Below are 15,258 nucleotides of genomic sequence, written 5' to 3'. Positions count from 1 at the left end.
ACCCCAGGAGCCGCCCGATGTCCCGTCCGTTGAGCGAGTTCGCGCGCTACCTGCGCACCGAGACCACCGGCGGGCTGATCCTGCTCGGCGCGACCGCGGTCGCCCTGCTCTGGGCGAACTCGCCGCTGCGCGACAGCTACCACGCGCTGCGCGAGTTCCGGCTCGGCCCGGATTTGCTGCACCTGAACCTGACAGTCGGCGACTGGGCGAAGGACGGCCTGCTCGCGCTGTTCTTCTTCGTCGCCGGGCTCGAGCTCAAGCGGGAGCTCGTCATCGGCGAACTGTCCCGGGTCAAGCAGGCGGTGCTGCCGGTCGTCGCCGCGCTCGGCGGCATGGTCGTGCCCGCCCTCGTCGCGCTGAGCGTCGGCTGGGGGACGCCGGGCATCGAGCGGGCCTGGGCCGTCCCGGTCGCCACGGACATCGCGTTCGCGCTCGGCGTGCTCGCGCTGACCGCGTCGAACCTGCCCTCTAGTGCCCGGGTGTTCCTGCTGTCGCTGGCCGTGGTGGACGACCTGGGCGCGATCGTCGTCATCGCCGTGCTGTTCACGACCGGCTTCGACCTGGTCGCGGCGGCCGTCGCCGTCGTGGCGCTCGCGCTGTACGCGTTCCTGCAGCACAAGCGGGTCCGGACGCCGTGGCTGTACGTGCCGCTCGCGCTGGTCACCTGGGTCGCGGTCCACTCGGCGGGCATCCACGCGACGATCGCCGGCGTCGCACTGGGCCTGCTGACCCGTGTCCGCGCCGACGAAGGTGAGGCCGAAGCGCCGGCGCTGCGGCTCGAACACCGCCTCCAGCCGTGGTCGGCGGCGGTCGCCGTGCCGGTGTTCGCGCTGTTCGCGGCCGGGATCTCGGTCGACGGCGACGCGCTCGGCGCGGTGTTCACGACGGCGTTGCCGCTGGCGGTGCTGGCCGGGCTGCTCGGCGGCAAGGTCATCGGCATCCTCGGGGCGAGCCTGCTCGCGGTGAAGCTGCGCGTGGCGGAGAAGCCGCGCGGGACGGGCTGGCGCGACATGACCGCGTTGTCCGTGCTCGGCGGGGTCGGCTTCACGGTGAGCCTGCTGATCGCCGAACTCGCGTTGCCCGCGGAAGCGAGCGAGCTGGCCAAGGCGGCGGTGCTGATCGCATCGGCCACGGCGTCCCTGCTGGCGGCGGCCTTGCTGCTCCGTCGCAGCAAAGTGCACGCGAGAATCTCGGACACAGTGTCTGCTGGGGCCGAGCCCCAGACCCCAGCCGGGGGCAAGCCCCCTGGACCCCCAAACCCCGACACAGTGTCACCTGGGACCGAGCCCCAGACCCCAGCCGGGGGCAAGCCCCCTGGACCCCCAAACCCCGACACACTGTGAGTCCGCCGCGCCCGGTTTCCGGACACATGGCACGATGACCCGGTGAGCAGCCCCAAACACGAACGCACCGGCCCCGACGGCGTGGGGGCCGTGCCTTACCTCCCGCTGTCCTCCGACACCGACGTCCCCGGCGACCAGTCGATCGGCCGGCTCGTCGGCGACGCGACCCAGCACATCTCGACCCTGGTCCGGGCCGAGATGGAACTCGCGAAGTCCGAGCTGGTCGGCGAGGTGAAGAAGGGCCTCAAGGGGGCCGTCTACTTCCTGATCGCGCTGACGGTCTTCCTGTACAGCACGTTCTTCCTGTTCTTCTTCGCGGCCGAAGGCCTGGCGCAGTGGCTGCGCTACCGGTGGATCGCGTTCGGCATCGTGTTCGTCCTGATGCTGCTGGTCGCGGGCGCAGCCGGGTTCCTCGGCTACCGCAAGGTGAAGAAGTTCCGGGCGCCGGAGCGGACGATCGCCAGCGTCAAGGAGACCGCCGCCGCGCTCAAGCCGCACAAGGCGGCCGACGCCGACCTGACCAGCACGCGCGACTGAGGCGTTGCCCGCGTCCCCCGACCCGTCGAGCGTCCGGCTCGACGGCCCGTGGGTCCACCGCGACGTGTCCGCGAACGGCATCCGGCTGCACGTCGCCGAGCTCGGCGAAGGACCCGTCGTGGTGCTGCTGCACGGGTTCGCCGAGTTCTGGTGGACCTGGCACCACCAGCTGACCGCACTGGCCGACGCGGGGTTCCGCGCGGTCGCCGTCGACCTGCGCGGCTACGGCGACTCGGACAAGCCGCCCCGCGGCTACGACGCGTGGACGCTCGCCGGTGACGTCGGCGGCCTGATCAAGTCCCTCGGGGCGCGCCGCGCCCACCTGGTCGGCCACGCGTGGGGCGGCATGCTCGCCTGGACGGTCGCGGCGCTGCACCCGCGGCTCGTCGCGTCGGTGACGGCCATCGGCGCCGCCCACCCCCTCGCGCTGCGGTCGGCGGTGGCCCGCCCGTGGCGCGGCCCGGGCCGCGCGGCCGGGCACCTGTTCCGCTTCCAGGTGCCGATGGCGCCGGAGAAATGGCTCGTGAAGAACGACGCACAGGCCGTCGAAGACCTGTTCGGCGGCTGGGCCGGCCGCCGCTGGCGGTCCACATCGGACTTCACGGAGAGCGTCGGGACGTTCCGGCGGGCGATGCTCGTGCCCGGCGTCGCGCACAGCGCGCTCGAGTACTACCGGTGGGCCTTCCGCGCCCAGTTCCGCGGCGAAGGCCGGCGGTTCACCGACGCCGTCGGCACCCGGATCGCGGCGCCGACGCTGCAGCTGCACGGCACCGACGACACCTGCATCCTGCCCGAGACGGCGACGTCGTCGGTACGCTGGGCGGGCCCGCACGCCGAGCCGGAGCTCTGGCCGGGCGTCGGGCACTTCCCGCACCTCGAGGCGCCGGACCGCACGTCGGCGGCCCTGGTCGGCTTCCTCAAGTGAGGTCGATGGCGTTCTTCGCCCGCTCGACCGACTCCTCCGCCGCCGGGCCCTGCGGGTTCTCGGTGGCCAGCGCCTGGTTGAGCGCGACGAACGGCCGCATCCGACGCTCGTAGGCCGCGAAGGCCGCTTCGTGTTCAGCCCGGCCGAGTTCCTGCGCGAGGACGTACGCGCCGACGAGCGCGAGGCTCGTCCCCTGGCCGGACAACGCCGAAGCGCAGTAGCCCGCGTCGCCGACCAGCGCGATCCGGCCCGCCGACCAGCGGTCGAGGTGGATCTGGGCCATCGCGTCGAAGTAGAAGACGTCCGCGGCGGCCATCGCTTCGAGCAGCTTCGGCACCTCCCAGCCGACGCCGCCGAGCCGTTCGGTGATCAGCCGTTTCTGCTCCGGGACCGTCAGCCGGGGCAGCGGCCCGGACCCGAAGCCGAGGGTGACGCGCAGTTCGGTGTTGTCCCGGACCGGGTAGACGGCGCCGCCGGTGTCCTCGTGCCGGAACCACACCTGCCAGTCCTCGAGCCCGAGGAAGTTGGGTGCCGGGAAGATCGCCAGGTACTGCCCGAGGTGCCGGACGAACCGCTCTTCCGGCCCGAAGGCCAGCCGCCGCACGGCCGAGTGCAGCCCGTCCGCGCCGACCACCACGTCGAAGGTCCGCGAGCCGCCGCCGGCGAACTCGACGCGCACGCCCTGCGCCTCTTCGGTCAGCGCCGTGATCGCGTCACCGAAGACGTACTCGACATCGGCCGCCTCGAGCAGCATCGCGACGACGTCGTCACGCAGCAGCTCGAAGTCGGCGCTGTCGAGCCGTCCGCTGCTGAAGGTGCGCTCCTCGGAGCGGAACAGCTCCTGGCCGTCGCCATCCACCACGGACATCCCGCGCATCCGGGTGCGCACCGCGCGCATCCGGTCACCGAGGTCCATCCGGCCGACGACGTCGAGCGCGGCCCCGCGCACGTCGATCGCCTGCCCGCCGGTGCGCGGACCGGGCGCCCGCTCCACCACGGTCACCGCCCAGCCGTCGCGGGCCAGGAACCAGGCGAGGGTGGCGCCGGCGACCCCCGCGCCGGAGATCAGGACGTTTCGCATTGTGCCTCCAGAGTCGTACGCTACCTGCGCACAACACTGGAGTAATCGCAGTTCAACGGCGACATCTGTGCTAGTACAGATCGTCAGCTGCACTAGGTCAGGAGGAGCCGTGAAGTACGTGGCGATCGCCGAGGAGCTGCGAGGCAGGATCGCACGCGGTGAGCTGCCCGCCGGGGCTCGCGTGCCCTCGACCCGGCGGCTCGCGGCCGACCACGGCGTCGCGATGGCGACCGCGGCCAAGGCGCTGGCGCTGCTCGGCCAGGAAGGGCTGGTGCGCGCCGAGCCGCGGTCCGGCACGGTCGTCGCCGGCCGGGACCGCCGCGGCGGCCACCGCGGGCTGACCCGCGACCGGATCGTGCGGACGGCGATCGACATCGCCGACGCCGAAGGACTCGGCGCGGTGTCGATGCGCGGCGTGGCGGCCCGCCTCGGCGTCGCGGCCATGGCGCCGTACAAGTACGTGACCGGCAAGGACGAACTCGTCCTGCTCATGGCCGACGCGGCCTACGGCGAGGGGACGTACCCCGCGCAGCTGCCGCCTGGCTGGCGGGAACGGCTGCTGCTCGTCGGCCGCACCCTCTGGGCGCTCTTCCGGCGGCACCCGTGGCTGGCCCAGCTCACCCCGATCACGCGGCCGCTGCCGCTGCGGAACCTGGCGGCCCACGGCGAACGAGCGCTGTCGGCGCTGACGCAGCTGGGCGTCGACGCGGCGACCCTGTGCGACCTGCACGTGGTGTTCTTCAGCCACATCCAGGGAGTGGCCATCCACCTGGAGCGCGAGCAGAGCGCACTGGCGTCGTCCGGGCTCTCCGAAGACGACTGGATGGACCGGCAGGCCCCCGCGATGGCCGCGGTGACCAGCGGATACCCGACGTTCGCGCGGATGCTCGGCGAGCTGGCCGAAACCGGCTACGACCTCGTGCTGGACGACATCTTCGAGTCGGGGATGCGGGCGCTGCTGGACGGGCTGGCGCTGCGGTTCGGGCGTTAGGCCGCGCAGGAGCCGGTGGACACGTTCGTCGTCTGCGACGGCGCCGCGTCGACCTCGGCCCGTACCTGCTCGGCCGTCAGGGTGAAGCCCGTTTCCGGGTCCTCGACCGCCGCGCCGAACACGACGCCGATGACCTGGCCCTCCGGGGTCACCATCGGGCCGCCGGAGTTGCCGCTGCGGATCTCGGCGCGGACGGTGAAGACGTCCCGCTGCACGGTGTTGGCGTCGTAGATGTCCGGGCCGCGGAGGTTGATCCGGCCACGCACGCGGGCCGGCGTCGCCCGGTACGGCCCGTCGAGCGGGTAGCCGAGCACGATCGCGCTGTCGCCGGCGCGAGCGGTCTCCGACGCGAACCGCAGGGCCGGGGCCCGCAGCCGCGGCACGGCGAGCACCGCGATGTCGACCTCCGGGTCGAAGTAGACGACGCGCGCCGGGTAGTCGCCCTGCGTGGTCTCGATGCCGACGGTGTCGGTGCCGGCCACGACGTGCGCGTTCGTCAGCACCCGCTGCGGCGCGATCACGAACCCGCTGCCTTCCAGCGACCGCGAACACGAGCTGGCGCTGCCGCGGATCTTGACGACGCTGCCGTGCAGCTGCTGCACGACCCCGCTGCTCTGCAGCGCCGGGTCCGGCGGTGACGTGTCCGCCGTCGGGGCCTTCTGGAACGGGTCCACGATGGACGGGAAGCCGGACGCGTCGAGCAGCTTGCGCAGCTGGCTCGGGAAGCCCTGCGCGGCCTCCGGCATGGCGTCGTTGACCTTGCCGAGCACCACGGAGTTGTTGATCGCCTTGGCCAGCCCCGGCAGGCCGGACACGGTGGTCAGCGGCGTCGCGATCAGCCACGCCACCACGAACACGACCAGGGCCTGCACGACCGCGCCGAGCGTCTTGTCGATGCCGGAGAGCTTGACCGGGTTGATCTTCTGCCGCAGCCGTCGGCCCACGTACACGCCGATGGCCTCGCCGAAGGCGACCAGGAACACCACGGTCGCGACGGCGACGGCGACCTTCCACACCGCGTCGTCGAAGAACGAAACCACCAGCGGCGCGAGCTTGATGCCCACGACCGCGCCGAGCACGACGCCGACCAGCGACGGCAGCGCGATGATCACGCCCTGGTACGCGCCGGACACCGCCGCCAGCAGGGCCAGCAGCACGACCAGCACATCGACCCAGTTCACCACGTCACCTTTCCCCGGCCAGCCGCGCCTGGTACGCGGCCAGCGCCTCGTCGAGGTCCCGGACGTCGCCCGAGTCCCATTCGCGCTCCCAGCCTCCCAGGCCGAGCAGGACCGACAGCAAACCGGCGGTGAACCCCCAGACGAACAGGCCCGAGACCTCGAAGGCGGGGCCCTTCCAGGGCGCGCCGGCCTTCCGGACCGTGAACCGGTTGGCCGGGTCGGCGAGGTCGGCGAGCGGCACGCGGGCCACCGACGCCGTCTCGGCCGGGTCGACCGCGTGCACCGGCGACGGGGTCTCCCAGTGCGCCAGCACCGGCGTCACCGCGAACTTCGACACCGGGACGAACAGCTCCGGCAGGATCGCGACCGGCCGGACACCCGACGGCACGACCCCGGTCTCCTCTTCGGCCTCGCGCAGCGCGGTGCCGACCGGGCCGTCGTCGCCCGCTTCGGCGCCGCCGCCGGGGAACGCGACCTGGCCGGCGTGCGAGCCCAGCGTGTCGGCGCGGCGCTGCAGCAGCACGTCCGGCTCGCCGTCGGACTCGCGCTCGCCGAAGAGGATCAGGACGGCGGCCGGCCGCGTGTAGGCGTCCTCGGGCGGGCTGAACCGCGTGAACGTCTTCGAGTCGACCTCGCCGCTGACCTTGACCAGCGGCCGGAGCCACTCGGGGACGGACTCCGGGTCGACCAGCGGTCCGATCATGAAGCTTCTCCCACTGCCGCGCGCACCTGGTCAGTGTTCCCGAAGACCCGTGGGTTCGCGATGAACCGCACCTCCCCGCCGCGGGTGACCAAGTAGGACGCCGGGAGCGACGACGGCACCTTGAGCGCGGCGCGGACGGGGCCGCTCTGCCCGTCGCCGTCGTACACCGACGGCAGGTGCACGCCGAGCTGGGCGAGGAGGTTCAAGCCGTCCTTCGCCGGGCTCTGCACCTGCACGCCGAGGACCCGCACGGCCCCCGGCTGCCGGGCGTACTCCTGGAGCACGGGCAGCTCGGTGCGGCACGGCTCGCACCACGACGCCCACACGTTGACCAGCACCGGAGCACCGGCGAGGGCACGTCCGACGTCGACGTTCGAGCCGTCGCCGAGGCAGTCCGCCGTGACCCCGTCGAGCTGCTTCACCGGCTGCCCGGGGCCGGGCGCGGGACACGGCTGGAGCGCCGCCGCGGACCGGGCGGACGCCAGGTCTTCGGACGGCTTCGCGGTGCTGTCCGACCCGCGCGGCAGGAGCGCGACGATGAGCGCCACCGCCAGGACGGCGGCCGCCAGCGCCCACTTGGTGACTCTCGTCACCGGGGCGCCGCCATGGCCAGGATGTGGTCCTTTTCCTCCCCCTTGACCAGCTTCGCGGCTTCCTCGAAGCCAGTGGGGCCGGTGCCGTAGGAGGGGCAGTCCTTCGCCAGCGGGCAGGCGCCGCAGGCGGGCTTCTTGGCGTGGCAGACGCGCCGCCCGTGGAAGATCACCCGGTGGGACAGCATCGTCCAGTCCTTGCGCGGGATCAGCTCGCCGACCGCGTGCTCGACCTTGACCGGGTCCTCCTCGGCCGTCCAGCCCCAGCGGCGGACCAGCCTGCCGAAGTGGGTGTCGACGGTGATGCCCGGGATGTCGAAGGCGTTGCCGAGCACGACGTTCGCCGTCTTGCGGCCGACGCCGGGCAGCGTGACGAGGTCTTCCAGCTTGTTCGGCACTTCGCCGCCGAAGCGCTCGACCAGCGCCGCGCCGAGCCCCATCACGGAGTTGGCCTTGGCGCGGTAGAAGCCGGTGCTGCGGAGGTACTCCTCCAGCTCGGCGCGGTCGGCGCCCGCGTAGTCGGCGGCGGTCCGGTAGCGCTTGAACAGCGCGGGGGTGACGAGATTCACCCGGACGTCGGTGGTCTGCGCGGACAGCACGACCGCGACCAGCAGTTCCAGTGGCGTGGTGAAGTCGAGCTCGCAGTGGGCGCCCGGATACACGTCGTCCAAGCAACGCTTCATCCGCCTGGCACGTCTCACCAGAGCCAATCGGCTTTCACCAGCGCCCGCACGGGGGGCGTTCGTGGTGGCAGGAGGCACCCCGATAGCCTACGGGCGCCGTCGGACGAGCCGGTCAGTGCACCGGTGGACGACCGACACGCCAGAGCACCACCTCGGCGCGTTTTCCGGCCGCCATGAGCGAGGATCTGGAGTAGATGCTTTTCATCGAGTGTTTCGGGGTCCGGTCATGACTGTCTGGTTCGTCATCCTGGTCCCGCTGGTCATCATGTTCTTCGCGCTGTTCATGGAGCGCGTGGAGAGCAGGCTCAAGCACGTCGCGGTGCAGGAGAACGAGGTCGAAGAGTTCCTCGAGCAGGCGCAGCCCAACGAGGTCAGGGCGCTCTACGGGCACGGCATCGGCCGCGCGCTGGAGCTGTTCCGGCTGCGTAGGCTGGGCGGACGGGCAGCCAGGCTACGCGCGCGCCGCGTGCGGAGTTAGGCTCCACGTTCGAACGAGATCATCCGGCGAGCGCGCGCGTCCGACGGGCGATCTCGGGAGTACGCCCTAGACTGACGCGCAAGTGATCGGCGTCACGCTCTTCCACACACGGGAGGGCGTGAACGTTTCTCGACGAGGAGGCACCCGAGGTGGACGAAACCCTGGCCCGTGCGGGCATTTTCCAGGGTGTGGAGCCGGCAGCGGCGGAGGCGCTGGCCCAGACCTTGGAATCCGTGGAGTTCCCCCGCGGCCATGTCATCTTCAACGAGGGCGAGCCCGGCGACAAGCTGTACATCATCCAGTCCGGCAAGGTGAAGATCGGCCGCAAGTCCCCGGACGGCCGCGAGAACCTGCTGGGCATCTTCGGCCCGTCCGACATGTTCGGCGAGCTGTCCATCTTCGACCCCGGCCCCCGGACGTCGAGCGCGACCACGGTCACCGAGGTCCGCGCGGTCACCATGGACCGCCCGGCCCTGCGGCAGTGGATCTCGACCCGCCCGGAGATCGCCGAGCAGCTGCTGCGCGTGGTCGCGCGGCGCCTGCGCCGGACGAACAACATGGTCGCGGAGCTGATCTTCACCGACGTCCCGGGCCGCGTGGCGCGGGCGCTGCTGCAGCTCGCGCAGCGGTTCGGCAGCCAGGAGGCGGGCCTGCTGCGAGTCACGCACGACCTGACGCAGGAAGAGATCGCCCAGTACGTCGGCGCGTCGCGCGAGACCGTCAACAAGGCACTCGCCGACTTCGCCCACCGCGGCTGGCTGCGGCTGGAGGGCAAGAGCGTGCTGATCCTGGACCCGGAGCGGCTCGCCCGCCGGGCCCGCTGAGCTTCCGACGCCGAAGGCCTCTTCACCCGCGCGGGTGAAGAGGCCTTCGACTGTCCCGGAACCCAAAACGAAGAGCCGGGCGCCACCCCCGACGTGGCGCACCGGCTCTTCGTTTGTCGCGCGGACCATCCCCCGACGATCCGCGCTCCCCGCCCTCCGGGCCAGGCCCCGACCCGTGTGCCGGAGGGAGCTGGGTTCTGTGCTGTTGTTCAACCATCACGGCCCATACCCACGAATTCAAGGCCATTCACTCTCAAGGACGCCGTGCCGGGCGTTTCGTTGCACGAGTCCACGGAGAATATCGTGAGTGTTATCCGATCGAGACCTGGTGACGCAGCTGACCCGTAAATTACTGGTACTCACGTACCACTCTCCGGCATACTGGTACGCGTGTCCCAGTCTGTCTCCCACGAAAGCCGTACGTCCCTCGCCGACTACCGCGCCGCTCTGACGACCCGCGCCGCTCGCCGGCCCGCGGTCGCGTCGGTGCTGGCTCGCCTGCCGATCGCGATGATCGGCATCTCCGCGCTGCTCTACGTCCAGCGCGAGACCGGGTCCTTCGCCGCGGCCGGGCTCGTCTCGGCCGGTTCACTCGTCGGGGTGTCGGTGGGCGCGGTGATCCAGGGCAGGCTGATCGACCGGTTCGGGCCGACGCGGCCGCTGCTGGTCGTCGCGCTGCTGCTGGCGCTCTCGATGACCGCGCTGGTGACGGCGATCGAGTCGCACGCCCCGACGGCGGTGCTGGTCGCGTTCGCGGGCGCCACCGGGCTGTCGGAACCGATGGTCGGCTCGGCATCCCGTGCGTTGTGGACGCGGCTGCTGCCCCCGGGCGGCGCGCGCAACGCGGCCTTCTCGTACGAGGCGATCAGCATGGAGGTGTTCTTCATCCTCGGTCCCGGCGTCGCCGGGCTGCTGGTGATGGCGCCGTGGGCCGGCACCGGCCTGGTACTGGGCGTCGCGCTGCAGTTCGTCGGCGCGGTGCTGTTCGCGCTGAGCCCGGCCGTCCGGGCGTGGGGCCCGGCTTCGGGCTCGCACGGCTCGCTGCTGGGCGCGCTGGCGAGCCCGGGCATGCGGACCCTGGCGCTCGCGGCGCTCGGCTTCGGCGTGGTGATCGGGTTCGTGGAGGTCGCGGTGCCGGCGTCGGCGACCGAGGCGGGTCACGCGTCGGTGGGTGGCCTGCTGCTGTCGGCGTGGTCGCTGAGCTCGGTGGCGTTCGGCGTGGCCTACAGCCTCCGGCCGTGGCCGCGCCGGCTGGGCCTGCGGCTGCCGGCGCTGCTCGGCGGGTTCGGCGCGCTGGTGGCGCTGCTCGCGTGGCCGTCGTCGCTGTGGGGCCTGGCGCTGATGATGCTGCTGGCGGGGGCGTTGATCACCCCGCAATCGACGACCCACTCGACGGCGATCGAAGTCGTGGCACCGGAGGGCACGGCGGCCGAGGCGTTCGGCTGGGTGCTGACGGCGGTGACGCTGGGCCTGGCGGCGGGCCAGTCGGTGAGCGGGTACGTGGTGGAGCACGCGGGCCCCGGAGCGGCGTTCCTGGCGGCGAGCGCGGCGGGCCTGGTGTTGGCCGCGGTCGTCTGGGCGCTGCGCGGAACGGTGCGGCCGGCCTCGCCGGGTTCGGCGGCGGAGTCGCCTTCGCTCGTGGGCGCGGGCCGGTAGGCCTGCCACGCCCCCTGGTCAGCGGCTTGCGGCGCGGTTTTGTCGGTGCCGGCCGCTAGCTTGCGGGGCATGGACGTCACCGCGCCTGCCCACCGCCTCTCGGCGGCCGTCTCCGCTGCTGGCCGGCTGCTGCCCGCCCGCGCCGCGCTGCGGCTGCGTGCCGACGCCGGCGGGCTGACGGTGGCCGGGAGCGATCCGGATCTCACCGTCCGGTTCGGCTGCCCGGCGACCACCCACACCGACGGCTCGGTCGCCGTCCCGGCGGCGCCCCTCGCCGAGACGCTCAAGATGCTCGACACCGACGTGGTGCGCCTGGTCGTCGAAGGCACGCGCCTGGCGCTGCGGCTGGACAACGCCCGCTTCGCGCTGCCACTCCTCTCCGCCGGCTCGGCGCCACCGGACGCCGAGCCGCCCCGCGTGTCCGAAGTGGACGGCACGACGTTCGCGTCGGCGTTGCGGATCGTCGCGGGAACGGCGGCGAAGGACGACCCGCTCCCGCTGTTCACCGGCGTCCGCCTGCAGGCGGGCGAGCACCTCACCCTGACCGCGTCGGACCGCTACCGGATGGCGGTGGCCCGGCTGCCGTTGCGGTCACCGGGCGCGCTGGACGTGCTGGTACCGGCGGCGCTGCTGACGGAAGCCGCCCGCCAGGCGAAGGGCGTCGTCGGGCTGCACGCGGGCCCGGGCCGCTTCGGCCTGAGCTGGCAAGGCGGCCTGATCGGCACGGCGGTCCTCGACGCGGGCTTCCTGTCCCCGGACGCGATCCCCACGCGCTCGGTGGACACGACGGTCACCCTGAACGCGGACGCGTTGGCGGCAGCGGTCCGCCGCGTCGGGGTGTACGCGGAGGACCGCCGCGTCCTGACGCTGGAAGTGGGCGACACCCAGGTCCGCCTGGCGAGCGCCCGCCAGGACACGGGCGAAGCGGAGGAGACGCTGAAGGCGGACGTCAGCGGAGGCCGGACGTCCCCGTCGTTCCAGGCGAGGTACCTGCTGGACGCCCTGCACGCCTTCGCGGGCGAGCGGGTGGAGCTGTCGATCCAGCCGGGAATGCGGGCGTGCGTCCTGCGCGCCGCCCAGCCCGGGGAGGTGGAGCTGACGTACTACCTGATGCCGATGCTGGCCCGCTGAGGCAGCTTGAAGTCGCCGTTGCGGATTCGGGGGGAGCGCGCAAGCTGGTCTGGCAGCACCTCCCGACCCTTCGAGGAGCACCATGATCGTCGAGACCGGCAGCGGCCGGATCCGCGGGGCCCACGGCGCCTTCAAAGGCATTCCGTACGCCACGGCGAAACGCTTCGAACCACCGAAGCCACCCCAGCCGTGGACCGGAGTCCGCGACGCCCTGGAACCAGGCCCCGCGGCGCCGCAACCGCCGTCACGGCTGGAACACGCCCTCGGGCCCATGCCGCTGCCGCAGAGCGAGGACTGCCTTTCGCTCAACGTCTTCACGCCGTCGACCGCCGGGAGCCGGCCCGTGCTCGTGTGGATCCACGGCGGTGGGTTCTCCAGCGGTTCCGGCGGGCAGGTCTGGTACACCGGCACGCGCCTGGCCCGCGAAGCCGACGTCGTCGTCGTGACGCTCAACTACCGGCTCGGCGTTCTCGGGTTCGCCGCCCTCGACGGTGTTCCGCCCAACCTCGGGATCGCCGACCAGCTCGCCGCGCTCGAATGGGTCCGGGACAACATCGCCGCGTTCGGCGGGGATCCCGGCGAGGTCATGCTCAGCGGGCAGTCGGCCGGTGCGCAGTCGACGCTCGCCCTGTGGTCGTCTCCGCGTGCCAACGGGCTCGTCAAGCGGATCGCCCTGCAGAGCGCGCCGCTCGGCATGGCTCCGTCCACATGGAACGATGCGCACCGGAACGCGCTGCTGCTGCAGCGCAACCTCGGGGACGACATCCGGACCGCGCCGGTGGGCCGGCTGCTGGCCGCTCAGGTTTCCGTGCCCGGGAAGCCCGGCTCGATCGAGCCGCCGTTCCAGCTCGTCGCCGACGACGACCTCGTCGCGGCGGACCTCGTCGAGGCCGCGCCACCGGGACCGGCGCTGATCAGCTGGACCCGCGAGGAGCTGCGCGCGTTCGTCCCCGACGCGCCGGCGGAAGCCGTCGAAGCCGCCAACAGCTTCTTCGACGGCAGCGCGCTGGCCACGAAGCTCGGCGCCTTCGCCTACCGCTTCGACTGGCAGGCGCCCGGCAACCGGTTCGGTGCCTGCCACTGCATCGACATCCCGTTCCTCTTCGGCACCCATGACGTCTGGGACGCGCCGATGCTCGAAGGCGCCCCGAAGGGCCTTGAGGAGGAAACCGGGCTACGGGACGTCTGGGCCGCCTTCCTGCACGGAAAGCGGCCCAGCCCGGAGTGGGACGCGATCAGTCCGCGGACGCGGCCTTGACCGCCGCCTCGACCTCGGCGAACGAGGGGTTGACCATGGCCTTCGACCCGACGATCACCGTCGGGACGGTCTCGTTGCCGTTCGCGACCTCGCGCACCCGCGCGGCGGCCGCCGGGTCCTCCCAGATGTTGATCTTCCGGATGTTGAAGCCGCTCTTCGACAGCGGCCGGTCCAGCGCCGCGCAGAACCCGCACCCCGGCCGCCAGTAGAACTCGACCTCGACGTTGCTCATCCCTGCTCCTCCGACCGCAAGTAGTCCAGCTGCGCCTGCACGCTCAGCTCGGCGGGCGCCCACAGCGCCCGGTCGACGTCGGCGTACACGACCTCGACGACCTGGCGCGGCGTGGCGTCCGCCCCGAGCGTCTCCAAGGCCGAACGCACCTGGTCGAGCCGCTGTTCCCGGTGGGCGAGGTACTCGCGGGCGGTCGCGGGCAGATCGGGCAGCTCCGGACCGTGCCCGGGCAGGCCCAGCGTGCTCGCCGGCAGCTCGATCAGCTTGCGCAGCGAGCGCAGGTAGTCACCGAGGTCGTGCAGCACCGTGGTGCCGCGGCCGAGCACGGTGTCGCCGGTCAGCACCTGGCCGTCTAGAACCAGCGACACCGAGTCGTCCGTGTGCCCCGGCGTGTGCAGGACCCGGATCGACAGGCCGCCCGCGGAAATCACTTCACCGTCCACAAAGGACGACGCAGCGACGCAGAGCGCCGGGTCGAACGCCCGCACCGGCGCGCCCACGCGCTCGGCGAACCACGGCGCGCCCTCGGCGTGGTCGGGGTGGAAGTGCGTCAGCAGGACCAGCTCGACCGCGCCGGCCCCGGCCAGCAGCTCCAGGTGCTCGAGGTCGCGGTAGCCCGGGTCGACGACGACGGCCGGCGTCTCCGGCGTCGCCCGCAGCACCCAGCTGTTCGTGCCTTCGAGCGTCATCGACGACGGGTTGTTCTCCAGCAGCACCGAAGCCGTCTCGGACACCTGGCGGAGCACGCCGTACGCGGGGGCGGTCATCGCTTCTCCAGCACGACGCGGACCTGGTCGTTGTCGCGGACGAGCGTCGGCGCGATGCGGACGATCTCGCGCGGCGCGTTCAGGATGTCGTCGGCCGTCGCGAACTCGGCCAGCTCGCTCAGCGTGAGCCACGTCGGCGGCATGAGCATCCGGCGGCCTTCGCGCGCGTCGGCGATCGCCTCCTCGGGACGCTGCCAGCCGGAACCCGACGCCTCCGACGTCGCGCCGTCGGCCTGCTGGCCGTCCGGCAGCTTGGCGACGTAGAAGCGGGTGTCGTACCGGCGCGGCTCCTGCTCGGGCGTGATCCAGTGCGCCCACGGCCGCAGCAGGTCGGCGCGCAGCGTCAGGCCGGCGTCGGCGAGGAATCCGGCCAGCGACACCTCGCGCGTCTCCAGGGCCTGGCGGGCGGCCGCGTACGGCGTGACGTCGGTGAGCACGGTGTCCGCGCCGCCCGCGAGCAGGACGCCGGACTCCTCGAACGTCTCGCGCACGGCGGCGCAGGTCAGCGCCCGGGCGAGGGCCTCGTCGCAGCCGAACCGCGAGGCCCACCACGACGGCTCCGGCCCGGCCCACGCCACCGACGCGTCGGCGTCGCGCTGGTCGACGCCACCGCCGGGGAAGACCGTCATGCCGCCCGCGAACGGCATGCCCTTGACCCGGTGCTGCAGGAAGACCTCGACACCGTCGGCGCCGTCCCGGACCAGGATCACGGTGGCCGCGTTCTTCGGCTTCGCCGGCGGGCCGTCGGCGTTGGCGCGGGTCGCCACCCCGGCGCCGACCGGGATGTCGAAAACAAACTCCGTTGGCTGCTCCACCCGGGCAACATACCTCTGCCACCCGGCGTTCCGTCGCGCAGTTGTGGCGTCCCAGACAGCGGA

At 72.5% G+C, this 15,258-nt stretch carries 17 protein-coding genes; 9 read left to right on the top strand and 8 right to left on the bottom strand.

Translation table 11 applies throughout. The features are described 5' to 3' along the window. The first annotated feature begins 17 nt into the window (after positions 1-17). Genes nhaA through BT341_RS08660 form a run of 3 tightly spaced genes read left to right on the top strand, consistent with a single transcriptional unit; the run spans position 18 to position 2,805 of the window. On the top strand, positions 18-1,343 hold the full coding sequence (nhaA, locus tag BT341_RS08670) for a Na+/H+ antiporter NhaA (RefSeq protein ID WP_245804915.1): 1,326 nt from the start codon (positions 18-20) through the stop codon (positions 1,341-1,343). Between the two features lie 42 nt (positions 1,344-1,385). After that, on the top strand, positions 1,386-1,880 hold the full coding sequence (locus BT341_RS08665) for a phage holin family protein (protein WP_072475772.1): 495 nt from the start codon (positions 1,386-1,388) through the stop codon (positions 1,878-1,880). 4 nt (positions 1,881-1,884) lie between these two features. Continuing rightward, entirely contained in the window at positions 1,885-2,805 is a 921-nt protein-coding gene (locus BT341_RS08660) for an alpha/beta fold hydrolase (RefSeq protein ID WP_072475771.1), read from the top strand. Here the strand turns inward: BT341_RS08660 and BT341_RS08655 are convergent. Beyond that, on the bottom strand, positions 2,798-3,886 hold the full coding sequence (locus BT341_RS08655; protein WP_072475770.1) for an FAD-dependent oxidoreductase: 1,089 nt from the start codon (positions 3,884-3,886) through the stop codon (positions 2,798-2,800). The genes BT341_RS08660 and BT341_RS08655 overlap by 8 nt on opposite strands. 109 nt (positions 3,887-3,995) lie before the next feature. Between BT341_RS08655 and BT341_RS08650 the strand changes: the two genes are divergently transcribed. Beyond that, positions 3,996-4,877, top strand: coding sequence for a TetR/AcrR family transcriptional regulator (locus BT341_RS08650; RefSeq protein ID WP_072475769.1), 882 nt, complete (start codon positions 3,996-3,998; stop codon positions 4,875-4,877). Here BT341_RS08650 and BT341_RS08645 read toward each other — a convergent pair. The 4 genes from BT341_RS08645 to nth are packed head-to-tail and all read right to left on the bottom strand — an operon-like array spanning position 4,874 to position 8,034. After that, positions 4,874-6,058: a MarP family serine protease gene (locus BT341_RS08645; RefSeq protein ID WP_072481859.1), complete on the bottom strand. Its 1,185-nt coding sequence runs from the start codon at positions 6,056-6,058 to the stop codon at positions 4,874-4,876. The genes BT341_RS08650 and BT341_RS08645 overlap by 4 nt on opposite strands. A gap of 4 nt (positions 6,059-6,062) precedes the next feature. Next, positions 6,063-6,761 carry an NUDIX hydrolase gene (locus BT341_RS08640; RefSeq protein WP_072475768.1) on the bottom strand — a complete coding sequence of 233 codons (699 nt, stop codon included), beginning with the start codon at positions 6,759-6,761 and terminating at the stop codon, positions 6,063-6,065. Then, positions 6,758-7,354, bottom strand: a complete 597-nt coding sequence (locus tag BT341_RS08635; protein WP_072475767.1) for a TlpA family protein disulfide reductase — start codon at positions 7,352-7,354, stop codon at positions 6,758-6,760. Before BT341_RS08635 ends, BT341_RS08640 begins: the two co-directional genes overlap by 4 nt. After that, positions 7,351-8,034, bottom strand: a complete 684-nt coding sequence (nth, locus tag BT341_RS08630) for an endonuclease III (RefSeq protein WP_072475766.1) — start codon at positions 8,032-8,034, stop codon at positions 7,351-7,353. The genes BT341_RS08635 and nth overlap by 4 nt, the downstream gene beginning before the upstream one ends. A gap of 226 nt (positions 8,035-8,260) precedes the next feature. Between nth and BT341_RS08625 the strand changes: the two genes are divergently transcribed. The 5 genes from BT341_RS08625 to BT341_RS08605 all read left to right on the top strand — a co-directional run bounded on the left by BT341_RS08625 (position 8,261) and on the right by BT341_RS08605 (position 13,381). Next, positions 8,261-8,512: a hypothetical protein gene (locus tag BT341_RS08625; RefSeq protein ID WP_013230551.1), complete on the top strand. Its 252-nt coding sequence runs from the start codon at positions 8,261-8,263 to the stop codon at positions 8,510-8,512. Between the two features lie 149 nt (positions 8,513-8,661). Next, complete coding sequence (locus BT341_RS08620; RefSeq protein WP_003081747.1) at positions 8,662-9,336, top strand: Crp/Fnr family transcriptional regulator; 675 nt, start codon at positions 8,662-8,664, stop codon at positions 9,334-9,336. A 390-nt stretch (positions 9,337-9,726) separates the two neighbouring features. Continuing rightward, entirely contained in the window at positions 9,727-10,992 is a 1,266-nt protein-coding gene (locus BT341_RS08615; protein WP_072475765.1) for an MFS transporter, read from the top strand. A gap of 69 nt (positions 10,993-11,061) precedes the next feature. Continuing rightward, positions 11,062-12,123, top strand: coding sequence for a DNA polymerase III subunit beta (locus BT341_RS08610; RefSeq protein WP_072475764.1), 1,062 nt, complete (start codon positions 11,062-11,064; stop codon positions 12,121-12,123). Between the two features lie 82 nt (positions 12,124-12,205). Then, positions 12,206-13,381 (top strand): carboxylesterase family protein, encoded by a 1,176-nt coding sequence (locus BT341_RS08605; RefSeq protein ID WP_072475763.1) that lies wholly within the window; start codon positions 12,206-12,208, stop codon positions 13,379-13,381. Here BT341_RS08605 and BT341_RS08600 read toward each other — a convergent pair. The 3 genes from BT341_RS08600 to BT341_RS08590 are packed head-to-tail and all read right to left on the bottom strand — an operon-like array spanning position 13,359 to position 15,195. After that, positions 13,359-13,613 (bottom strand): glutaredoxin family protein, encoded by a 255-nt coding sequence (locus BT341_RS08600; protein WP_072475762.1) that lies wholly within the window; start codon positions 13,611-13,613, stop codon positions 13,359-13,361. The genes BT341_RS08605 and BT341_RS08600 overlap by 23 nt on opposite strands. Beyond that, positions 13,610-14,380, bottom strand: coding sequence for an MBL fold metallo-hydrolase (locus BT341_RS08595; protein WP_072475761.1), 771 nt, complete (start codon positions 14,378-14,380; stop codon positions 13,610-13,612). The genes BT341_RS08600 and BT341_RS08595 overlap by 4 nt, the downstream gene beginning before the upstream one ends. Next, entirely contained in the window at positions 14,377-15,195 is an 819-nt protein-coding gene (locus BT341_RS08590) for an NUDIX hydrolase (protein ID WP_072475760.1), read from the bottom strand. Before BT341_RS08590 ends, BT341_RS08595 begins: the two co-directional genes overlap by 4 nt. Positions 15,196-15,258: the final 63 nt, after the last annotated feature.

Origin of the sequence: Amycolatopsis australiensis (assembly GCF_900119165.1) — a bacterium.
GTDB classification, from domain to species: Bacteria; Actinomycetota; Actinomycetes; order Mycobacteriales; family Pseudonocardiaceae; genus Amycolatopsis; species Amycolatopsis australiensis.
This window is presented reverse-complemented; position numbering and strand designations above follow the sequence as displayed.